The following is a 20,079-nucleotide window of genomic DNA, read 5'->3' as shown; positions in this document are numbered from 1 at the left end:
TCTTGGCCTGACGGCCAATTCACCACGGGGTATTTTTAACCAGAAAGAAGCCCTTTCGCGCCCGCTTCTTTCTGGTTGGAAATACCCCCGCCGGAGGCCCGCTGCGCGCCAGCGCAGCGCTGCGCCCAACGGGAGCGGTGCATCGCAGATGCACCGGCGACGGGCGGGAGGGGCTCCCGTCAGAGACTGGACATAACAGCCGCCACCTGTGTGGCAGCAGCATCAAGGCCCGCCTCATCCAGAGCAACGGCTTCCACTGCCGCGGCGACCTTGGCGCCGATTGCGGCACGGGATTTTCGGTAGGCCGGATCATAGTGCTCCGCCATCAGTGCTGCCGTCAGGCCTGCCTTGTCGCCGGCCTCAATGCTGGAAAACCAGCCGTCAACGATTGCGCCAGAGCGATGCGCTCGCAACGGTCCCAGCTTGTCGCGCAGCCGCCCGGCGTCAGACAGGATGTCGTCATAGGCCTGCACCAGATAGCGGCAGCGCGCCGCAACCGGCACCTGCAGTTCAATACGTGGGGCCTGTTTCATCGCCTCCCAGACGGCAGGCGGAATGATCCGCTGGCCGATTTTGTTCGATTCCGCTTCCACCAGCACCGGCCGGGCGGGATCCAGCTGCATCAGCGCTCCCGCCACTGCCGATTCAAACCCCTTCTGCGAAGGCTGCGGCGTCGGCATTTCCCCCAGCAGCGAGCCCCGGTGATTGGCCAGCCCCTCCAGATCCAGCACCTGCACGCCCAAAGCACCCGCCCGTTTCAGCACCTCTGTCTTGGCCGATCCGGTATAGCCGTCCAGCGCCACCAGCCGGATCGGCAACGCGGTTTCATACATCGCCTTGTGGACCAGACGGCGATAGCTTTGATAGCCGCCTTCGACCACCTCTGCACGCCAGCCGATCTGCTGCAGCATCCAGGTGAACGACCCCGACCGCTGACCGCCGCGCCAGCAGTAGACCAGCGGCTTCCAGCCCCCCTCGTGATGGCTCAGGCTCTGCTCAATGTGGTTTGCTGCATTGCGGAACACCAGCGCAGCACCCAGTTTGCGCGCCTTGAAAGGGCTATCCTGCACATAGATGGTGCCGACCTCAGCCCGTTCGTGATTGTTCAGAACCGGCAGGCTTATGGCGCCCGGAACATGGTCCTCGGCATGTTCAGCCGGGCTGCGCACATCGATCACAGTGTCAAAGCCGTGGGCATAGAATTCTTGCAGGGAAGTGAATTTCAGTGACATCCCCAAGCTCTACCCTGCGATTTGAGCAAGGAAAAGCTGCAATCGCCACCCCACGGTGATAAGTCTTGCGCGCAATGCGCACGGGGCGCTATGGCATTTCTCGCAAAGCAATCCCCCGCACGCATTGCCGGGAACAGGACCGCCAAGGACCGGTAAGCCCATGACAACTGACCCATTGATCATTCACACCCTGCCCGGCCACCTGATCCGGCGGCTGCACCAGATTTCTGTGGCCCAGTTCATGGACCACATGACGGCAGCGGGCGTGGACCTGACCCCGGTTCAGTTCTCTGCCATGGCCGCCATCCACCGCTACCCCGGCATCGACCAGGCCTCTGTCGCAGGCCTGATCGCCTATGACCGCGCCACGCTCGGCAAGGTGATCGACCGGCTGGTGGACAAAGGGCTGGTGGAACGCCTGGTGTCCAAGGCCGACCGCCGTGCCCGCGAGGTCAGCCTGACCCACGACGGCGCAGCGCTGCTGCAGCGCATCCAGCCCATCGTGCAAGCCGCCCAGCCCGGCATCCTGACTGGCCTGACGGAAGAGGAGCAGGACATCTTCGTGGCGCTTCTGAAGAAGGCGACCCATGCCGCCAATGATCTCAGCCGGGCGCCCCAGCGCGACCTGCCAACCGGCCACGCCGCCGAATAAGCCTCAGATCAGCTGGCCGCGGGGAATATCATCTTCCCCAAACGGCTCGATCAGCTCTGGCCCTGCTGCCCGGTTGGCGTTCACCGCCGGATCGACCCGGTGGAAGTCCAGCACGCCCTCTGGCCCCGGCTGCATCAGCCTGGCGGCGCCATGGCCCGCCTCGCCCAGCCATTTGCCCCAGTCGCCAGGTTCCAGGATCAGCGGCATCCGGTGATGGATGGCGGACAGACCCTGATTGGCAGCCGTGGTGACAATGGCGCAGGTCTTGACCGGATCGGCATCGCCCCAGCTTTGCCACACGGCAGCAAAGGCGATCGGGGCCGCGTCACTGCGATGGATATACCACGGCAGCCGAGCGCCCTCCCCGGATTTGGTCCATTCATAGAACCCCGTCGCCGGGATCAGACAGCGCCGGGTGCGGGCGGCGGCCGCAAAGGCTGGTTTCTCCGCAATCGTCTCAGCCCGCGCGTTGATCAGCAGCGGTCCTGCGGTCTCAGACTTGTACCACTGCGGCAGGAACCCCCAGCGCATCGCAACCAGCTGACGCCCGGCATCGCCCATCTGAACAGCATGCACCGGGCGGGTCGGACAAACATTGTAGTCCGGCACCTTCGGCAAATCATTTGCCGGCTGCGCCGCAAACAGCTGCGCCATTGCATCCGTGGGCAGGGTTATGGCAAATCGTCCGCACATGCTGATTTCTAACCCGGCCCGGGGCGCAATTGCAAAACATGCCCCGACCCGCAGTCTTCAGCCGCCTCGACAGGATGATAGATAGGCCTCATGACTCTGCAGAATGATCTCCAGTCCGCCTTGGGTTTTCTCAACCAGGGCAAGTTCAAACAGGCGCTGAAGCAGTCCAAGGGCGGCATGAAGCGGCACAAGAACCACCCGGATTTCCCCAATATCGCCGGCATTTGCCTGTCGGGCCTCGGCAAACACCGCGATGCGGTGCCTTATTTCAAGAAGGCGCTGGCGCTGGCCCCTGGCTTTCACGATGCCCGCAAGAACATGGCCCAGACGCTGCTGTTCCTGCAGCAGGGCGACAGTGCCATAAAACTGGTGGAACGGGTGCTGAAGGACCAGCCTGGCGATCAGGCAGCGCTTTATCTGAAGGCGCAGGCGCAGTTGGTCCTGAATGACGCCAAAGCGGCCATAGACACCGCCACCGCAGCCCTTGCGCGGGATGCCCGCCAGCCCCGCATGCTGCGGCTGCGCGCCACCGCCTGGAGCACCCTGGGCGACGAAAAAGCCATGCTGGCGGATTATCAGGCCGCCCTGAAGATCGACCCCAACGATGCAGACGCCCTGCAGAACATCAGCCTGCCGCTGGCCCGCCTGATGCGACAGGAGGAAGCCACCGCAGCCGCTGAGAAAGCCGTGGCCGTTGCCCCCCAGCACGTCGAGGCGCGGCGGCGACTGGCCAGCCAGCTGATTTCCAACGGCGATACTGCTGCGGCACGGGAACAATGCCTGGCCCTGATGGAGCTGGACCCCAAGGACACCCAGGTGCTGGAAATGCTGGCCCGGATCAACAACCGCGACCAGAATGCGGACCTGCTGCCGATCGTGCAAAAAGCGCTGAAGGCTGCCCCCCCCCGCTCGCTGGACCGCGCCAACGTCAGCTTTGCGCTGGCCCGGATCAGCGATCAGGCCGGCGACAAACACGCCTTTGCCGCCCATAACGACGAGGCCAACGCCTGTATGGCGGCGCAAAACCCCTATGATTATGCGGAAAGCGAACGCCAGTTCAGCCGCATCATCGCCGCCTTCCCGGATCCGATTACCCCGGTGCAAGCCAAGCCCGAAGGCCCCCGCCCGATCTATGTGGTGGGGATGCCGCGCTCTGGTACCACCCTGACCGAGACCGTGATCGGATTGCACCCGGATGTGTTCCCCCTGGGCGAACGCGGCGTGCCGGCCTTCCTGCTGCACCCCTATCTGGACAACGATCAGGGTTTTACCGCTGATGCCGCCCACAATTTCGTGGCAGAAGACATCAGCCGCCTGCCGGAAATGCCCCAGAGCACCGCAGCCTATGTCGACAAAATGCCCGACAACTACCGCCTGCTGGGCCATCTGGCGGCCGCCTATCCGGATGCACGCTTTGTTCATCTTTGTCGCGACCCGCGCGATGTCGCAATGTCGATCTGGCGCGGCTATTTCTCCGGCAGCTCGCTCACCTACGCCTATGACCTCAAGGCGATGGCGCATCGCTTCAACCTCTATGGCCGGCTGATGCAGCACTGGCGGCAGGTGATGCCGGGGCGGATCTATGACCTGCGCTACGAAGACTTCGTGGCCGACATCGAAGGCCAAAGCCGCAAACTGGCGGAGTTCTGCGGGCTGGAGTGGGTTGAGGACATGGCCCACCCGGAACGCCACCAGGGCCAGGTGCTGACATTGTCGAACACCCAGGTCAGGCAGACGGCGCACACCCGTTCGATCGGCAAATGGGAGAATTACGCCGACGTTCTGGCCCCCTTCATCGACGGGCTGGACCCAGAAATCTGGCCCGAACTCTCGCCTGAGCTTCAGCCTGAATTTCAGCCTGAAATCAAAGACTAACGGGCGTTACCTGGTGTAGGATTTGCGGGCGATTTCGATCCGCGCATCCATCATCGACATCTCTTTCAGGATCTCCTGCCGGCGACTGCGGTCGCCGGCCTCGCGTAGTTCTGCCCGCAGCCGATGCAGCTCACGCGACAGGCTGACAAACTCCGGCACCCCGCCGCTTTCGCGCACCAGCCGGTTCACCAGCGCATTCTCCGGATCATCACAGTCCGGCAGCGGCTTGCCTGCGCCCTGCAGATTGTCAAAGGCGCCGTCCTTTTCGGCGGCTTCAATCCGAGCATTGATAAGGTCGATCAAAGGATGGTCCATGGGGGCATTCTGCCATGCTAGCCCAGCCAGCGAAAGCCCCCGCAAACCCGTTTAGAAACATGACATAAAGGTTTAATTTACCTTAACAAAATGCGGCAGATATACTGCCTGAATGTTTCGCGCGCGAAACATTCAGGCAGTAAGGCTTACCTATTTTTGCCAGCCTATTTGACCTGCGAAATCCGCCCGTCGGTATAGGGCGTATAGGGGCCTTGCGCGGCCAGATACTCTGCCAGCACATCCGCCAGATCCGGGCCGAAATCATAGGCATTCTTGTCGTCGCCCTCAAACATCGCATAGCCGTCACCGCCGTTGCGAACATAGTCATTGGTGACCACCACATAGGTTTTGGCAGGATCAATCGGCACAAAGCCCGCGCCCTCGGCCACCAGCACCTCCTGCACCCGCCCTTCATTGGGGGCAGCAGAGGCATCCCAGCTAAATTTCAGCCCCGCCACCTGCGGGAAACGCCCCTTGACGTCCTCCACTTGGCTGACACCGTTCTCCAGCGCCTCAACCAGCGTCTTGCCGTCAATTTCAAAGGTCGACAGCGTGTTCTGGAACGGCAGAATGCTCAGCACTTCGCCCGTGGTGACAGCGCCCGCATCCAGACTGGCACGGATACCGCCGGAATTGGCGATGGCAATGGTCACGCCCTGATCCTTCACCCGGTCAAGCATCGCATCGGCCACCAGATTGCCCATCTCGCATTCCTGCACCCGGCACACATCGCGGCCACCTTCGATGGGTTCCCCAGCCTCTGCCACCACTTTGTTGCGGATCTCATCCAGCGGCTGTGCCAGTTCGGCGATCCGGCCAAGGGTAGCCGCATCCTCGTTGACGCCGGCATCCATAATCAGCGGCTCCCCTGTGGCGCTGACAACATTGCCCGCATCGTCAAACGTCACATTTAGTTCACCCAGGAACTTGCCATAGGCATAGGCCTGCACAATCTGCACCCCGTTCACCACAGTCGGGTACGGCCCCACAGCCTTTTGCGAGGTGTTGGACAAATAGGTGTTGGAATGGCCGCCGACGATCACATCCACCCCCGTGGTCTCTGCCGCCACCCGCTGGTCAACGCCATAGCCAGAGTGGCTCAGCACCACGATCATCTTCACGCCAGCAGCCGTCAGCCGGTCCACCTCGGCCTGCACTGCTGCCACTGGATCAGAGAAATGCACGTGTTTACCAGGGCTTGCCAGCTCATGCGTATCCTCTGGCGTCAACCCAATCAGGCCGATCTTCCCGCCACCGCGCTCTATCACCGTGGATTTCTTCAGCACGCCCGCCAGTGCTGGCTCCTGTGACACATCCGCATTGGACATCAGGACCGGAAAACCCACCGCATCCATGAACCCGCGCAGCACCTCTGGCCCATCGTCGAATTCATGGTTGCCGACAGTCATCCCGTCATAACCCAGCTTGTTCATGAACTCCGCCGCGGCCTTGCCCTTGTAGTAGGTATAAAACAGCGAGCCCTGGAACTGGTCGCCGCCATCCACCAGGATCGAATTCCCGGCCCGCGCGCGGGCATCTGCAATGGCCGTCACCAGCCGCGCGGTGCCGCCGAAACATTTGTCCTCGGCCTGATCCTCTGCGTCGCAGGCGCTGTCATATTTGTTGATCGGCTCAAACCGGGAATGAAAATCATTTGTGTGCAGGATGGTCAGCTTATACTCCGCCGCCGCAGCGCCAGCGGTCAGGGCAAGGGCTGCAACCGATGTGAGAATTCGTGCAATCATGAGGAAGGCTCCCGTTGATCTGTTTCAAGCAGAGCCTGCGCCCAAAGCCCGCGCCCGTCAAAGGGGAAAAGCTGCCAATCAGCCTCTCGTGACGTCAGCATTGCGCAGCCGCCGCGACCAATCCCCCTTGATTCCTTTGCAATCGCAGGGCATCAGGCGCTTATGCTGATTTACAAGATTTTCCGGGCGGACGAATGGGCCGCCCTGCAGGCGGCGGGCGAAACCCAGGGCGCGCCGATTGATGTGGCGGACGGCTATGTCCATTTCTCCACCGCGACCCAGGCGGCCGAAACCGCAGCCAAGCATTTTGCCGGCGCCGAGGGGCTGACCCTGCTGGCCTGTGATGCTGGGGCAATGGGCGCGGACCTGAAATGGGAAGTGTCCCGCGGCGGTGCGGAATTCCCGCATCTCTACCGCAACATCCGTATGTCGGATGTGGTCTGGGCCAAACCGCTGCCGCTGGCGAATGGCGCGCACCAGTTCCCGGAGGAAATGGTATGAAGTTTCCTGAGAAACTGGCCCTGGCCGCCTTGCACAAGGTCGATCCCGAGGCCGCGCATGGCCTGTCCATCAAGGCGCTGACCCTGGGGCTGGCGCCGTCGCCCGGTCCGGTGACCTCTGCCCGGCTGAAAACCTCACTGGCAGGCATCGACCTGCCGAACCCGGTGGGGCTGGCCGCTGGCTTTGACAAAAACGCCGAAGCACTGGCGCCGCTGGCGACATCCGGCTTCGGCTTCATCGAGGTTGGCGCCGCCACCCCGCGCGCCCAGCCCGGCAACCCCAAGCCGCGCCTGTTCCGCCTGACCGAAGACAAGGCGGCAATCAACCGTTTCGGCTTCAACAACGAAGGCATGGAGGCCATTGGCGCCCGGCTGGCGCAGCGTCCGCGCGATGCAGTCATTGGCCTGAACCTTGGCGCCAACAAGGACAGCGAGGACCGCGCTGCGGATTTCGCCAAGGTGCTGGCGCACTGTGGCGCGCATCTGGATTTTGCCACCGTCAACGTATCCTCTCCCAACACCGAGAAACTGCGCGACCTGCAGGGCAAGGCAGCACTTTCGGCGCTGCTGGCAGGCGTCATTGAAACCCGCGAGGGCCTCAGCCGTCGGGTGCCCGTGTTCCTGAAAATCGCCCCGGATCTGGACCGCGCTGGGATCGAAGACATCGCCGCCGTTGCGCTGGAAACCGGCATCGACGCGGTGATTGCCACCAACACCACCCTGTCGCGCGACGGGCTGCAGAGCGCCCACAAGGGCGAAGCAGGCGGGCTGTCCGGCGCGCCCTTATTTGAAAAATCCACCCGGGTTCTGGCGCAGCTGTCGGAGCTTCTGGACGGCAAGGTGCCGCTGATCGGTGTGGGCGGCATCAGCACAGCTGAGCAGGCCTATGCCAAAATCTGCGCCGGGGCCTCTGCGGTGCAGTTCTATACTGCGATGGTCTATGGCGGGCTGTCGCTGGCCGGCGACATCGCCCGCGGGCTGGACGATCTGCTGGCCCGGGACGGGTTTGAGAACGTCGCAGAAGCGGTTGGAACCAAACGGAAGGATTGGCTGTGATCACCTATTGGCACTACCCGAAATGTTCAAAATCCCGCGCGGGTCTTGCCCTGATCGAAGACCGCGGCGCAGAGGTACAGATCCGTGTTTACCTGGAAAATGCGCCGTCGGTGGATGAGCTGAAAGCGGCGCAGGCCGCATTGGGTGTTTCCACAATCGAAATGATGCGCACCGGCGAGAAACTGTTCAAGGACCTGGGCCTGAGCAAGGACAGTCCGGAAGACGCCCTGCTGGCCGCCATGGCCGCACATCCAATCCTGATCGAGCGCCCGATTGCGATCAAGGATGGCAAGGCCGTGATCGGTCGCCCGACCGAAGCGATCGAAACACTGCTGTAAACGGCTGCTGTATAAAATTGCAGCGGGCCTGTTGGCCCGCCTTGCACATTTTATACGCCCACCTGCGCCTCCAGCCGCGGATAGCGCAGGCCAAGGGTCACACCGCGGGCCAGGTTCAGAATCACCAGCGACGCCCACAGACCGTGGTTGCCAAAGGCCGGCACAAGAAGCAGCAGCGCTGCCAGATAGATGGCCACCGATTGCAGCATCGCCCACCGCATATCCCGGGTCCAGGTGGCACCGATGTAGATGCCGTCAAACATATAGCTGGCCACACTGAGCACCGGCAGAACAGCAGCCCAGATCAGGAACACACGCCCCGCTTCGCGCACATCGGGCGAGGTCGACATCAGGTCAATCAGCCAGGGGCCGCCAGCGGCAAAGGCGACCCCCAAGAGAACCGCACCACCGATGCCCCATTGCGATGTGATCACCGACGCACGGCGCAACCGTACGCGTTTCCCGGCGCCGACGGCTCCGCCCACCAGCGCCTCGGCAGAGAAGGCGAACCCGTCCAGCGCAAAGGCGGTGATCTCGACAAACTGCAAGAGGATCTGATTGGCGGCAAGGTTCACATCGCCGATCCCCGAGCCGATGAACAGAAAGGTGGTGAAAGACCCAGTCAGCAGCACAGACCGCACCATGATGTCGCCGTTCACCTGCATCATCCGCCTGAGCCGCGCGCGGTCGAAAACCCGCCCCCAATCCCGCCATTGATCACCGGTAAAGGCATCCCTGCACAGGTACAGCCCCAGAGCCAGTCCGCTCCATTCGGCAATCAGCGTGGCAATTGCAACGCCCTCTACCCCCCAGCCGAGGCCCAGTACGAACCACAGGTCCAGAACGATGTTCAACCCATTCATCCAGACCTGCAGCAGAAACACACCGCGGGTGCGCTCCACCGCGATCAGCCAGCCGGTGACCGCATATAGCGAAATGGTGGCAGGCGCGCCCCAAATGCGGATCTGCAGGTAGTTTCGCGCCAGCCCTTCGACCTCGGCACTGGCAGGCGCCAGCGCAAAGGCCCCCCAGAACACGGCGCCCTGCGCGATAATGAACACACCTCCGGCAGCAAAGGCCAGCAGCAGTCCGCGCATCAAAAGCGCACCTGTTTCCGCCCAATCCCCCGCCCCGCGTGCCTGCGCAGCGAGGCCGGTGGTGCCCATGCGCAGGAAACCAAAGACCCAATAGATCGTCGCCAGGATCACCGCGCCGATGCCAACGGCGCCAATCGGTGCAGCCGCGCCCATCTGGCCGACCACGCCGGTGTCGACGGCGCCCAGAATGGGGACCGTGGCATTTGACAGCACAATCGGCAAAGCGATCTTGAGCACCCGTTTGTGGGTGATATCCGTGTCTGCGCCTGTCATGTCCTCAGCCTTCGTCGTTCTGGTCCTGTGGCATCAGGAAATGACCGGTGGCCTGGGCAAACAGCTTGTCCTTGCGATCTTGCCAGGCCTCCACATGCACCGAGGCATAGCGGCGGCCCGACCGGTTGACCCGCGCCCGCGCATAGGCATCGCGCGGCAGGCCAGAGCGCAGGTAGTCGACGGTGAAATCAATGGTCTTGGGCTGGCGCGGCAGATTGCCCTTGGCCATTTCCGACGGGTCCAGATCACCGCTTTCGATGCGCTGCCACAGATGCGCCCAGTTGAGCGTGATCATCGCCGTGATCTCCAGAAAGGCCGCCGTCGCCCCGCCATGGATGGCCGGCAGGAAGGGATTGCCGATCAGCTTGTCGTCGAAATTCAGCACTGCCGTCAGCTCATCGCCGCGGCGGTCAAAGGTCACGTTCAAGAATCGGATATAAGGCACGGAACCCACCAGCGCCGACAGGGCCGCATCGCGGCGCTGCTTGACCACCTGTATGGGTTCGGGACGGGGGCGGCTCAAAACGTGCCCTCCACGGTAAAGGCACCTGCGGCAGTGGCGACGGGGCGCTCGGTGTCCTCGTCCATGGCCACCGCGCGGACAAAGGCAACGCTGCGGGTGATCTGGTGGCAGGTGGCGCGGGTGGTGATCGCCTGTCCCGGCGTGGCTGGCCGCATGTAGTCGATCCGCAGGTCGATGGTGGCGGTGCCACCGGGCGCCGCAGGGTGCGCCATCACCGCCGCGCCGCAGCAGGTGTCCATCAACGCCGAGACCGCGCCGCCGTGGATCACACCAGTGGCCGGATCCCCCACCAGTTTCGCGTCATAGGCCATGCGGATTTCGGCAGAACCCTCGCCGATTTCCGTCAGTTTCATACCCAGCTGTTTGGCATGGGGGATGGCTTCGATGAACTGACGGGCGAACTCTGTCTTGTCGGCCATGCGGCTTTCCTTTCGGATTGTCTGCCTCATCTTTGGACCCCGCACCGCCCAAGCGCAAGAGTGCCGCCGCAGGTGGTTGCCATGGTCGCTGCAAGTGCATAGGTTCCCGGCAAGGGAGAAGGTGGATGGCCGACAACAGATTGTCATTCAAGGATATGTGCGCCGCGTTCGAGGTCACGCCGCGGACGTTGCGCTATTATGAATACATCGAATTGCTGCAGCCGGACCGCGAAGGGCGGTCCCGGTTTTATGGCGCACGTGAACGGGCGCGGATGAAGCTGATCCTGCGCGGACGCAAGTTTGGCTTCCAGTTGGAAGAGATCCGCCAATGGCTGCTGATCTACGAAAAAGAGGGCAACGACGCCCAGAACCATGCCTTTCTGGAGATGGCCGACCGTCAGCTGGTTGAGCTGGAAAAGCAGCGCGATCAGATCAACGAGGCCATCACCGAGCTGAGCGCGCTGCGCGAAAGCACCAAGGCGATTCTGAAGTAGGCCGACTGCATCTTTGCAGAAATGTGCCCCCCGCCCTTCGTGGCGGGGGGTTCTGTTTATCTGGATCGCACCGGAATCGGCAGCACGCAGCATCCACCCCGGTGCACAAACAGCCTGCTGCTTTGCAGTCGCGCCATAACGTTACGTCACTTTGCGTTCGTTTTGCGCGCCAGTAACACCTAAAAAAGTGACGTAACGTACAACTTACGTAAACGTAAAGTCAGTCTTGATCGAGACCCCAACTGCACCCAGCTTGGCCCTGCACCAAGCCGTAAGAGTAACGATGATGACCGAAGATACCATGACCATCCGCGAGATGTGCGAGGCGTTTGATGTGACCCCCCGCACGCTGCGGTTCTATGAAGCCAAGGAACTGCTGTTCCCGATCCGCGACGGGCAGAAGCGGCTGTTCACCAAACGCGACCGCGCCCGGCTGAAGCTGATCCTGCGCGGCAAGCGGTTCGGGTTCAGCCTGGAGGAGATCCGCCAGCTGCTGGATCTGTATCATGTGGGCGACCAGCAGGTGACGCAATACACCAAGACCTATGAGATCGCCAACGCGCGGCTTGCCGATATGGAACGCCAGCGCGAGGAGCTGACCGAGGCAATCGAAGACCTGAAAGACCAGCTGGCCTGGGGCGAAAAGGTGATCGCCTCGATGAAGGCCAAGCAGGCGGCAGCAGAATAGGCTGCCGCCCTGCCCCGACCCCGCCGGCCCGCCTGGCCCTGATCAAAGCAACAAGACCCTGAAGAGGACCGCCATGCCTTCCTATCGAGCCCCCGCCAAAGACGCCCAGTTCATTCTGCACGATGTACTGAAGATTTCCGGCCAGGACATTCCCGGATACAACGAGCTGGAGCCGGAATTCACCGGCGCGGTGCTGGACGAGGCCGGCAAGATCGCCAGCGAAGTGCTGCACCCGCTGAACACGGTGGGCGACCAGGAGGGCTGCCGGCTGGAAAACGGCGTGGTCTACACGCCGGCGGGGTTCAAGGAAGCTTTTGAACAGGTGAAAGAAGGCGGCTGGACCGGGCTGGACATGCCCGAAGAGTTCGGCGGCCAGAACATGCCCTATGTGATGGGCACCGCAGTGGGCGAGTTCTTCTCTGCCGCCAACCAGGCTTTTACCATGTACCAGGGCCTGACCCATGGCGCGGCCTCTGCCATTCTGGCACATGGCACCGAGGCGCAGAAGGCCACCTATCTGCCCAATATGATCAGCTGCCAGTGGACCGGCACCATGAACCTGACCGAGCCGCATTGCGGCACCGATCTGGGGCTGATGCGCACCAAGGCAGAACCGCAGGATGACGGCAGCTACCGGATTTCGGGGCAGAAGATCTTTATCTCTGCCGGCGAACACGACATGGCTGAAAACATCGTGCATCTGGTGCTGGCCAAGATCCCCGGCGGCCCCGAAGGCATCAAGGGCGTCAGCCTGTTCATCGTGCCCAAATTCCTGGTGAAGGATGACGGCAGCCTGGGCGAACGCAACGGCGTTGCCGTCGGCAAGATCGAAGAGAAAATGGGCATCCACGGCAATTCGACCTGCGTGATGAATTATGACGGCGCCACCGGGTATCTGCTGGGCGAGGAACACAAGGGCATGCGCGCCATGTTCACCATGATGAACGAGGCGCGTTTGGGCGTGGGCATGCAGGGGCTGGCACAGGCCGAGGCGGCCTATCAGAACGCGCTGGATTATGCCAAGGACCGGCTGCAGGGCCGCGATGTGACCGGCGCCAAGAACCCGGACGGCCCCGCCGATCCGCTGATCGTGCATCCGGACATCCGCCGCTCGCTGATGGACCAGAAAAGCTTTGCCGAGGGCGCGCGCGCCTTCCTGCTGTGGGGAGCCACCCTGATCGACCAGGCGCACCGCGGCGAAGACAAGGACGCCGACGGGCTGATCTCGCTGATGACACCGGTGATCAAGGGCTTCCTGACCGATCAGGGCTATGACATGACAGTGCAGGCACAGCAGGTCTATGGCGGCCATGGCTACATTGAGGAATGGGGCATGTCGCAATACACTCGCGACGCCCGCATCGCGATGATCTATGAGGGCGCCAACGGCGTGCAGGCGCTGGATCTGGTGGGCCGCAAGCTGGGCCAGCACGGCGGCAAATACGTGCTTGCCTTCTTTGACCAGGTGAAGACGTTCTGCCAGGAAAACAAAGATATTTCAGAGACTTTCACCAAGGACTTCATTGACCCTCTGAAAGCGGCCTCCAAGGATCTGCAGGCGGCTGGCATGTTCTTTATGCAAAACGGCATGAAGGATCCCAACCATGCGCTGGCGGGCTCTTACGATTTCATGCATCTGTTCGGGCAGGTCTGCCTGGGGCTGATGTGGGCCAAGATGGGCAAGGCTGCGCAGGAAGCGCTTGACGCCGGGTCGCCTGACGCGGCCTTCTATGAGACGAAACTCGCAACCGGCCGATACTATATGGCACGGCGTCTGCCCGCGACCAAACTGCATCTTGCCCGTATCGAAAGCGGTGCAGATACAGTGATGGCGCTGGATGCAGAGGCCTTTTGATGCCTTGTGGCGCCCCTGTTCCAAGGGGCGCCCTGCCCAGCCCCGGCCGGTGCTTTTGACAGCTTAAGGACCAGATATGCCGAAACGTTTCCGCCTGACCCGCCGCCTGCCGATCGCGATGACCGAGGACGGCTATCGCAGGCTCAAACGTTTTGCCCAGGAGGCCGGGCTGGATGAGGGAGAAGCCCTGTCATTCCTGTTCGAGAATTTCGACAGCGTGACAGACCACGAGAACCTGAGCCACCGGCTGCGGCTGTTCAATGCCGAGCTCGAGGACCGCAAGAGATAGGCCGGAAGTAACCGCCAAGGGGAGAGAGATGACCAGCACGCAGTCCGCATGGATGACACAAGAGCACCAGATGCTTGCTGAAATGACGGCTCAGTTCATCACCAATGAATGGGCGCCGCGTTTTGAGACCTGGCGCAAGCAGGGCATGATGGAGCGCGAAACCTGGACCCAGGCCGGTGAACTTGGCCTGCTCTGCCCGTCGATCCCATCCGCATACGGCGGCGCCGGCGGCGATTTCGGCCATGAAGCCGTGATCCTGATGGAAGGCAGCCGCGCCAATCTGGCCAGCTGGGGCAACGGCATCCATTCCGGCATCGTCGCGCATTACATCCTCGCCTATGGCACAGAAGAGCAAAAGCAGCGCTGGCTGCCCAGGATGGTCAGCGGCGCACTGGTCGGCGCATTGGCGATGACCGAACCCTCCACCGGCTCGGATGTGCAGGCGATCAAGACCAAGGCAGTGCGCGACGGCAACGCCTACCGTCTGTCGGGCCAGAAAACCTTCATCACCAACGGCCAGCACGCCAATCTGATCCTGGTGGCGGCCAAGACCGACCCAGCACAGGGTGCCAAAGGCGTGTCGCTGGTAGCGGTCGAGACCGACGGTGCAGAAGGCTTTAGCCGCGGCCGCAACCTCGACAAAATCGGCTGTCACGCGGCGGATACCTCTGAATTGTTTTTCAGCGATGTCGAAATTCCGCCGGAAAACATTCTGGGCGGCACTGAAGGCCAGGGTTTCTACCAGATGATGCAGCAGCTGCCGCAGGAGCGTCTGATCATCGCCTGCGGCGCGGTCGGCGCCATGGAAGGCGCAGTGACGCGCACGATTACCTATTGCCAGGAACGCGAGGCCTTTGGCGGGCCGCTGATGCAGTTCCAGAACACCCGGTTCAAACTGGCCGAATGCCTGACCAAAACCAAAGTCGCGCGCGCGTTCCTTGACGAGTGCATCGCCGAACACCTGCAGGGAAAACTGACCGTCGAGAAGGCCGCAATGGCGAAATACTGGATCACCGACACCCAAGGCGAAGTGCTGGACGAATGCCTGCAGCTGCACGGCGGCTATGGCTACATGCAGGACTACGCCGTGGGAGAAATGTGGGCCGACGCACGGGTACAGCGAATTTACGGCGGCACCAATGAAATCATGAAGGAGCTGATTGCACGGTCCCTGTAAGCGCAAGGACCGCGACGGCGTGCTGGAGGCGGATGATGGATTTTGAGTATTTTCAGAAAGATGAAGCACGGGCAGTGTCCCTGCCCCAAAGCCTTGGCCAAATGGGCAGGGACGTCTTCACCTTTCACGGCCATCGGCTCTCCAGCCTGTACCGCAACGCGAGAATAGCAGGCAGCCCGCGGACGCGGGTTAACACTGCATCATCTTTCCAAAAATACTCCACGGGGGTGCGGGGGTGTGAAACCCCCGCGCTGCCGCCAGCAACAGGGAACAGAATATGACCATGAAACTGCATTGTTTTGGTGAAAGCGGAAACTCCTACAAGGCTGCGCTGGCGCTGGAGCTGGCCGGGCTGGACTGGGAGCCGGTCTTTGTTGATTTCTTCGGCGGCGCCGCGCGCACGCCGGAATTTCGCGACATCTCGGCCATGGCTGAAGCCCCTGTTCTGGTGGACGGCGATCTGACGCTCAGCCAGTCGGGGGCGATCCAGCAGTATATCACCGACCAGACCGGCAAATTCGGCGGCGCTCCGGAAGATAAATACGAGGTGCTGCGCTGGGTTCTGTGGGACAATCACAAAATGTCCAGCCAGGCCGGGATGACGCGGTTTCTGGCAAACTTCCTGCCGGAGCAGCACCGCTCGCAGGAGGTGATCAGCTTCATGCAAGGAAGGCTCAAAGCCGCCTATGCCACGCTGGAGCACCATCTGGAGGGCCGCAAGTGGATTGTTGGCGGCGCTCTGACCAATGCTGACATCAGCTGCTGCAGCTATCTCTACTACCCCGAACCCTTTGGCTTTGACCGCAATGAATGGCCCAATATTGACGCCTGGCTGACCCGCATCAGCACACAGCCCGGCTGGAAACATCCCTATGACTTGATGCCCGGCAACCCCTCGGACCGGGCCTGAGGAGAGCACAATGACAGACGCATATATCTATGACGCGCTGCGCACCCCGCGCGGCAAGGGGCGCAAGGATGGCTCCTTGCATGAGGTGACCTCAGTCCGGCTGTCCGCCCTGACGCTGAACGCGATCAAGGAGCGCAACAATCTGGAGGGCCATGCGGTTGAGGATGTGATCTGGGGCAACGTGACCCAGGTGATGGAACAGGGCGGCTGCCTGGCGCGCTCTGCCGTGCTGGCCTCGGATCTGGATGAGCGCATACCGGGTCTGGCGATCAACCGTTTCTGCGCTTCTGGCATGGAGGCGGTGAACCTGGCGGCGAACCAGGTGAAAGGCGGCGCAGGCGATGCCTATATCGCTGGCGGAGTTGAGATGATGGGCCGGGTGGCCATGGGTTCGGACGGTGCGGCAATTGCCGTGGACCCGAGCCTTGCGATGGACACCTATTTCGTACCGCAAGGGATCTCGGCCGATATCATCGCAACCGAATATGGCTTTACCCGCGAACAGGCGGATGCATTGGCGATGGAGAGCCAGCGCCGGGCCGCCAAAGCATGGGAGGAGAAGCGGTTCGGCAAATCGGTGATCACCGTCACCGACCAGAACGGCCTGCCGATCCTGGCCCATGATGAATACATGCGTCCCGGCACCGATATGCAGGCGCTGGGGTCGCTGAACCCCGCGTTCCAGATGATGGGCGAGCAGATGCCGGGCTTTGATAAGGTGGCGATGCTGAAATACCCGCATCTGGAGCGGATCAACCACATCCACCACGCGGGCAACTCCTCTGGCATCGTGGACGGCGCTGCAGCACTGCTGATCGGCAACAAGGAATTCGGCGAGCGTCACGGGCTGAAACCGCGCGCGCGGATCAAGGCAACCGCCAAGATCGGCACCGATCCGACCATCATGCTGACCGGCCCCGTACCAGTGACCGAGAAGATCCTGGCGGACACCGGCATGGAGATCGGCGATCTTGACCTGTTTGAGGTGAACGAGGCCTTTGCATCGGTCGTGCTGCGCTTCCAGCAGGCGTTTGACGTCGACCCCGAGTTCGTCAACGTCAACGGCGGTTCCATCGCCATGGGACACCCGCTGGGCGCCACCGGCGCGATCATCATCGGCACCCTGCTGGATGAGCTGGAGCGGCAGGACAAGGAAACCGGGCTGGCAACGCTCTGCATTGCATCGGGCATGGGTGCCGCCACCGTGATTGAGAGGGTGTGATGCCGAAACTGGATCTTTCACACATCGACTGGCGCACAGGGTCCGGTTATCCGGGCAAACTGGCCCGGGCCGGTGACGGGCGCAGCGTGCAGCCGGTGGGCGATGCGGGCGGCCTAAGCCAATATGGCGTCAACATCGTGCGGCTGGAGCCGGGCGCGATGTCCTCGCTGCGCCATTACCACATGGAGCAGGACGAGTTTGTCATGGTGACCGAGGGCGCCTGTACGCTGATCGACGACGATGGCGCCCATGACATGCTGCCCGGCGATTGCGCCGCCTTCCCGGCAGGCGAGGAGAACGGCCACCATCTGGTGAACCGCTCAGACAAGCCCGCCGCCTTTCTGGTGGTGGGCACCCGCACCCCAACCGAGACCGGCTATTACAGCGAATTGGACATGATGGTGAGATTTGCAAACGGCGATTTCACCTTCACCCGCAAGGACGGCAGCCCGCTGACGGCAGAGCAGACCGGAGAAGACATATGAGCGATTTCAAATACGACGTGGACGCAGACGGCGTCGCAATCATCACCTGGGACGCGATCGGCAAGTCCATGAATGTCCTCACCCGCGAGGCCTTTGGCCTGGTGGAGGAATACGTGGACCGGGCGCTGGCGGATGACGCCGTGAAGGGCATCGTGATCACCAGCGGCAAAAAGGATTTTGCCGGCGGCATGGACCTGAACGTGCTGGCCACCATCCGTGAGGAATCCGGTGACACCCCCGCGCAGGGGCTGTTTGATTTCACCATGGGCGGCCACCGCATCCTGCGCAAACTCGAACTCGCAGGCATGGACCCCAAGACCAAAAAAGGCGGCAAGCCGGTGGCCTGTGCGATCAACGGCACCTGTGCGGGCATTGGCACCGAGATTGCGCTGGCCTGCCATCACCGGGTGATGACCTCCAACCCCAAGGCCAGGATTGGCCTGCCGGAAATCATGATCGGCATCTTCCCCGGCGGCGGCGGCACCACGCGCTATTCCCGCATGGTGGGCGCCATGGCGGCGGCCCCGGTGCTGCTGGAAGGCAAGATGATGGAGCCGAAAAAGGCCAAGGGCGCGCAACTGATCGACGCGGTGGCCGATGATGCGCTGGCTGCGGCCAAGGAATGGGTTCTGAACGCCAAACCCGCCGATCGGGTCAAACCCTGGGACGCCAAGGGCTATAAAATGCCGGGCGGCGCGCCGTATCACCCGGCGGGATTCATGACCTTTGTCGGTGCCTCTGCCATGGTGAATGGCAAGACCCAGGGCGCGTTTCCGGCGGCCAAGGCGCTGCTCAGCTCGATCTATGAGGGCGCGCTGGTCGATTTTGACACCGCGCTGAAGATCGAGGCGCGGCATTTCACCTCTGTTCTGATGAACCCCTCCTCTTCCGCCATGATCCGCAGCCTGTTTCTGAACAAACAGGCGCTGGAGAAAGGTGCTGTGCGGCCCAAGGATGTGCCGGACCAGTCGGTGAAGAAGATCGGCGTGCTGGGGGCGGGCATGATGGGGGCGGGCATAGCGCTGGTGTCGGCGCAGGCCGGCATGGAGGTTGTGCTGATCGACCGCGATCAGGAGGCCGCCGACAAGGGCAAGGCCTACTCCGCCGCCTATATGGACAAGGGTATCAAGCGCGGCAAGGCAACCGAGGAGAAAAAAGAGGCGCTGCTGGCGCAGATCACCGCAACACCTGATCTGGACGCCCTGAAGGGCTGCGACCTGATCATCGAAGCCGTGTTCGAAGACCCCGGTGTCAAGGCCGAGATGACCCAAAAGGTCGAGGCCGTCATCCCCGAGGACTGCATCTTTGCCTCCAACACCTCCACCCTGCCGATCACCGAGCTGGCCAAGGCCTCCGGCCGGCCGGAGCAGTTCATCGGCATCCATTTCTTCTCCCCCGTCGAGAAGATGCTGCTGGTGGAGATCATCAAGGGCACGGAAACCGGCGACCGGGCCGTGGCCAAGGCGCTGGATTACGTGCGCCAGATCCGCAAGACACCGATCGTGGTCAATGACGCGCGGTTCTTCTACGCCAACCGCTGCATCATTCCTTATATCAACGAAGGCATGCGGATGATCACCGAGGGCGTCAGCCCGGTGCTGATCGACAACGCCGCACGCCAGCTGGGTTTCCCGGTGGGGCCGGTGCAGCTGACCGATGAGACCTCGATTGATCTGGGCGCCAAGATTGCCCGCGCCACCAAGGCCGCGATGGACGATGCCTATCCGGAAAGCCCGTCGGATGATCTGATCTTCTGGATGGAGGAACAGGGCCGTCTGGGCCGCAAGGCCAATGCCGGCTTCTTCGACTATGACGACCAGGGCAAACGGGTCGAGTACTGGAAAGGCGTACAGGAGAAATTCCCGCAGGCGGCTGAACAGCCCGATCTGATCGAAGTGCAGGAGCGGCTGATGTTCGCGCAGGTGCTGGAAGCGGTGCGCGCACTGGAGGAAGGCGTGCTGATGGACATCCGCGAAGGCGACGTCGGCGCCATCCTGGCCTGGGGCTTTGCGCCCTGGTCCGGCGGCCCGCTAAGCTGGCTGGACATCCTGGGCACGCCCTATGCGGCAGAGCGCTGCGACAGCCTGACGGAACAATTCGGCGATCGCTTCGCCTGCCCGCCGCTGCTGCGCGAGATGGCCAAAAAAGGTCAGAGCTTCTATTCCCGCTTTGCCCCGGATAACTCCGCCGCGGCCTGACAGCAGCCCAAAAATCGCAAAGGCCAGCGCCTGAAATCGCTGG

21 protein-coding genes are annotated in these 20,079 nt (G+C 62.2%); 14 read left to right on the top strand and 7 right to left on the bottom strand.

All coding sequences use genetic code 11. From position 1 onward, the window contains the following. Positions 1–179 precede the first annotated feature (179 nt). Positions 180–1,232 (bottom strand): tRNA 2-selenouridine(34) synthase MnmH, encoded by a 1,053-nt coding sequence (gene mnmH, locus ACP151_RS11495; protein ID WP_424979044.1) that lies wholly within the window; start codon positions 1,230–1,232, stop codon positions 180–182. A 160-nt stretch (positions 1,233–1,392) separates the two neighbouring features. On the opposite strand from mnmH, the gene ACP151_RS11490 reads away from it, so the two are divergent. Beyond that, on the top strand, positions 1,393–1,884 hold the full coding sequence (locus ACP151_RS11490; protein ID WP_424979043.1) for a MarR family winged helix-turn-helix transcriptional regulator: 492 nt from the start codon (positions 1,393–1,395) through the stop codon (positions 1,882–1,884). Positions 1,885–1,887: 3 nt separating this feature from the next. Here ACP151_RS11490 and ACP151_RS11485 read toward each other — a convergent pair whose 3' ends face one another. Continuing rightward, positions 1,888–2,577 carry an SOS response-associated peptidase gene (locus ACP151_RS11485; RefSeq protein WP_424979041.1) on the bottom strand — a complete coding sequence of 230 codons (690 nt, stop codon included), beginning with the start codon at positions 2,575–2,577 and terminating at the stop codon, positions 1,888–1,890. A 90-nt stretch (positions 2,578–2,667) separates the two neighbouring features. On the opposite strand from ACP151_RS11485, the gene ACP151_RS11480 reads away from it, so the two are divergent. Further along, on the top strand, positions 2,668–4,452 hold the full coding sequence (locus ACP151_RS11480) for a tetratricopeptide repeat-containing sulfotransferase family protein (protein ID WP_424979040.1): 1,785 nt from the start codon (positions 2,668–2,670) through the stop codon (positions 4,450–4,452). A gap of 6 nt (positions 4,453–4,458) precedes the next feature. On the opposite strand, the gene ACP151_RS11475 is transcribed toward ACP151_RS11480, so the two are convergent. Both ACP151_RS11475 and ACP151_RS11470 read right to left on the bottom strand, forming a co-directional pair. Beyond that, a complete protein-coding gene (locus tag ACP151_RS11475) occupies positions 4,459–4,767 on the bottom strand; it encodes a DUF1992 domain-containing protein (protein WP_424979039.1) in 309 nt (102 codons plus the stop codon). 164 nt (positions 4,768–4,931) lie between these two features. Continuing rightward, positions 4,932–6,512 carry a bifunctional metallophosphatase/5'-nucleotidase gene (locus ACP151_RS11470; RefSeq protein ID WP_424979038.1) on the bottom strand — a complete coding sequence of 527 codons (1,581 nt, stop codon included), beginning with the start codon at positions 6,510–6,512 and terminating at the stop codon, positions 4,932–4,934. Positions 6,513–6,674: 162 nt separating this feature from the next. On the opposite strand from ACP151_RS11470, the gene ACP151_RS11465 reads away from it, so the two are divergent. From ACP151_RS11465 to arsC, 3 genes are read left to right on the top strand one after another with little or no spacing between them, the layout of a single operon-like run. Further along, on the top strand, positions 6,675–7,013 hold the full coding sequence (locus tag ACP151_RS11465; protein WP_424979036.1) for a DUF952 domain-containing protein: 339 nt from the start codon (positions 6,675–6,677) through the stop codon (positions 7,011–7,013). Then, a complete protein-coding gene (locus ACP151_RS11460; RefSeq protein WP_424979034.1) occupies positions 7,010–8,068 on the top strand; it encodes a quinone-dependent dihydroorotate dehydrogenase in 1,059 nt (352 codons plus the stop codon). The genes ACP151_RS11465 and ACP151_RS11460 overlap by 4 nt, the downstream gene beginning before the upstream one ends. Next, positions 8,065–8,406 (top strand): arsenate reductase (glutaredoxin), encoded by a 342-nt coding sequence (arsC, locus tag ACP151_RS11455; RefSeq protein WP_424979033.1) that lies wholly within the window; start codon positions 8,065–8,067, stop codon positions 8,404–8,406. Before ACP151_RS11460 ends, arsC begins: the two co-directional genes overlap by 4 nt. A gap of 50 nt (positions 8,407–8,456) precedes the next feature. On the opposite strand, the gene ACP151_RS11450 is transcribed toward arsC, so the two are convergent. From ACP151_RS11450 to ACP151_RS11440, 3 genes are read right to left on the bottom strand one after another with little or no spacing between them, the layout of a single operon-like run. Beyond that, positions 8,457–9,776 (bottom strand): MATE family efflux transporter, encoded by a 1,320-nt coding sequence (locus ACP151_RS11450; protein WP_424979032.1) that lies wholly within the window; start codon positions 9,774–9,776, stop codon positions 8,457–8,459. Between the two features lie 4 nt (positions 9,777–9,780). Beyond that, the gene (locus ACP151_RS11445) at positions 9,781–10,299 is read right to left on the bottom strand and encodes a PaaI family thioesterase (RefSeq protein ID WP_424979030.1); all 519 of its coding nucleotides are present in this window, start codon (positions 10,297–10,299) and stop codon (positions 9,781–9,783) included. Further along, a complete protein-coding gene (locus tag ACP151_RS11440; protein ID WP_424979029.1) occupies positions 10,296–10,718 on the bottom strand; it encodes a PaaI family thioesterase in 423 nt (140 codons plus the stop codon). The genes ACP151_RS11445 and ACP151_RS11440 overlap by 4 nt, the downstream gene beginning before the upstream one ends. A 125-nt stretch (positions 10,719–10,843) precedes the next feature. Here ACP151_RS11440 and ACP151_RS11435 point away from each other — a divergent pair, with 125 nt between their 5' ends. The 9 genes from ACP151_RS11435 to ACP151_RS11395 all read left to right on the top strand — a co-directional run bounded on the left by ACP151_RS11435 (position 10,844) and on the right by ACP151_RS11395 (position 20,036). Further along, on the top strand, positions 10,844–11,212 hold the full coding sequence (locus tag ACP151_RS11435) for a MerR family transcriptional regulator (RefSeq protein ID WP_424979028.1): 369 nt from the start codon (positions 10,844–10,846) through the stop codon (positions 11,210–11,212). Between the two features lie 286 nt (positions 11,213–11,498). Beyond that, positions 11,499–11,900 carry a MerR family transcriptional regulator gene (locus ACP151_RS11430; RefSeq protein ID WP_424979027.1) on the top strand — a complete coding sequence of 134 codons (402 nt, stop codon included), beginning with the start codon at positions 11,499–11,501 and terminating at the stop codon, positions 11,898–11,900. Positions 11,901–11,973: 73 nt separating this feature from the next. Further along, positions 11,974–13,755: an acyl-CoA dehydrogenase C-terminal domain-containing protein gene (locus ACP151_RS11425; protein ID WP_424979026.1), complete on the top strand. Its 1,782-nt coding sequence runs from the start codon at positions 11,974–11,976 to the stop codon at positions 13,753–13,755. A 76-nt stretch (positions 13,756–13,831) separates the two neighbouring features. Further along, positions 13,832–14,044 carry a hypothetical protein gene (locus tag ACP151_RS11420; protein WP_424979025.1) on the top strand — a complete coding sequence of 71 codons (213 nt, stop codon included), beginning with the start codon at positions 13,832–13,834 and terminating at the stop codon, positions 14,042–14,044. A 28-nt stretch (positions 14,045–14,072) separates the two neighbouring features. Next, a complete protein-coding gene (locus tag ACP151_RS11415; protein ID WP_424979024.1) occupies positions 14,073–15,221 on the top strand; it encodes an acyl-CoA dehydrogenase family protein in 1,149 nt (382 codons plus the stop codon). A gap of 277 nt (positions 15,222–15,498) precedes the next feature. Next, positions 15,499–16,131, top strand: coding sequence for a glutathione S-transferase family protein (locus ACP151_RS11410; protein ID WP_424979023.1), 633 nt, complete (start codon positions 15,499–15,501; stop codon positions 16,129–16,131). Between the two features lie 10 nt (positions 16,132–16,141). After that, positions 16,142–17,353 carry an acetyl-CoA C-acetyltransferase gene (locus tag ACP151_RS11405; protein WP_424979022.1) on the top strand — a complete coding sequence of 404 codons (1,212 nt, stop codon included), beginning with the start codon at positions 16,142–16,144 and terminating at the stop codon, positions 17,351–17,353. Beyond that, positions 17,353–17,838 carry a cupin domain-containing protein gene (locus tag ACP151_RS11400; protein WP_424979021.1) on the top strand — a complete coding sequence of 162 codons (486 nt, stop codon included), beginning with the start codon at positions 17,353–17,355 and terminating at the stop codon, positions 17,836–17,838. The genes ACP151_RS11405 and ACP151_RS11400 overlap by 1 nt, the downstream gene beginning before the upstream one ends. Next, positions 17,835–20,036: a 3-hydroxyacyl-CoA dehydrogenase NAD-binding domain-containing protein gene (locus tag ACP151_RS11395; protein WP_424979020.1), complete on the top strand. Its 2,202-nt coding sequence runs from the start codon at positions 17,835–17,837 to the stop codon at positions 20,034–20,036. The genes ACP151_RS11400 and ACP151_RS11395 overlap by 4 nt, the downstream gene beginning before the upstream one ends. Positions 20,037–20,079: the final 43 nt, after the last annotated feature.

Origin of the sequence: Leisingera sp. S232 (assembly GCF_049800895.1) — a bacterium.
Lineage (GTDB): Bacteria > Pseudomonadota > Alphaproteobacteria > Rhodobacterales > Rhodobacteraceae > Leisingera.
This window is presented reverse-complemented; position numbering and strand designations above follow the sequence as displayed.

Bases quoted from the DNA above. Each gene is read 5' to 3' on its own strand.
- mnmH (WP_424979044.1), bottom strand. From the start codon at position 1,232: ATGTCACTGAAATTCACTTCCCTGCAAGAATTCTATGCCCACGGCTTT.
- ACP151_RS11490 (WP_424979043.1), top strand. From the start codon at position 1,393: ATGACAACTGACCCATTGATCATTCACACCCTGCCCGGCCACCTGATC.
- ACP151_RS11485 (WP_424979041.1), bottom strand. From the start codon at position 2,577: ATGTGCGGACGATTTGCCATAACCCTGCCCACGGATGCAATGGCGCAG.
- ACP151_RS11480 (WP_424979040.1), top strand. From the start codon at position 2,668: ATGACTCTGCAGAATGATCTCCAGTCCGCCTTGGGTTTTCTCAACCAG.
- ACP151_RS11475 (WP_424979039.1), bottom strand. From the start codon at position 4,767: ATGGACCATCCTTTGATCGACCTTATCAATGCTCGGATTGAAGCCGCC.
- ACP151_RS11470 (WP_424979038.1), bottom strand. From the start codon at position 6,512: ATGATTGCACGAATTCTCACATCGGTTGCAGCCCTTGCCCTGACCGCT.
- ACP151_RS11465 (WP_424979036.1), top strand. From the start codon at position 6,675: ATGCTGATTTACAAGATTTTCCGGGCGGACGAATGGGCCGCCCTGCAG.
- ACP151_RS11460 (WP_424979034.1), top strand. From the start codon at position 7,010: ATGAAGTTTCCTGAGAAACTGGCCCTGGCCGCCTTGCACAAGGTCGAT.
- ACP151_RS11450 (WP_424979032.1), bottom strand. From the start codon at position 9,776: ATGACAGGCGCAGACACGGATATCACCCACAAACGGGTGCTCAAGATC.
- ACP151_RS11440 (WP_424979029.1), bottom strand. From the start codon at position 10,718: ATGGCCGACAAGACAGAGTTCGCCCGTCAGTTCATCGAAGCCATCCCC.
- ACP151_RS11435 (WP_424979028.1), top strand. From the start codon at position 10,844: ATGGCCGACAACAGATTGTCATTCAAGGATATGTGCGCCGCGTTCGAG.
- ACP151_RS11430 (WP_424979027.1), top strand. From the start codon at position 11,499: ATGACCGAAGATACCATGACCATCCGCGAGATGTGCGAGGCGTTTGAT.
- ACP151_RS11425 (WP_424979026.1), top strand. From the start codon at position 11,974: ATGCCTTCCTATCGAGCCCCCGCCAAAGACGCCCAGTTCATTCTGCAC.
- ACP151_RS11420 (WP_424979025.1), top strand. From the start codon at position 13,832: ATGCCGAAACGTTTCCGCCTGACCCGCCGCCTGCCGATCGCGATGACC.
- ACP151_RS11415 (WP_424979024.1), top strand. From the start codon at position 14,073: ATGACCAGCACGCAGTCCGCATGGATGACACAAGAGCACCAGATGCTT.
- ACP151_RS11410 (WP_424979023.1), top strand. From the start codon at position 15,499: ATGACCATGAAACTGCATTGTTTTGGTGAAAGCGGAAACTCCTACAAG.
- ACP151_RS11405 (WP_424979022.1), top strand. From the start codon at position 16,142: ATGACAGACGCATATATCTATGACGCGCTGCGCACCCCGCGCGGCAAG.
- ACP151_RS11400 (WP_424979021.1), top strand. From the start codon at position 17,353: ATGCCGAAACTGGATCTTTCACACATCGACTGGCGCACAGGGTCCGGT.
- ACP151_RS11395 (WP_424979020.1), top strand. From the start codon at position 17,835: ATGAGCGATTTCAAATACGACGTGGACGCAGACGGCGTCGCAATCATC.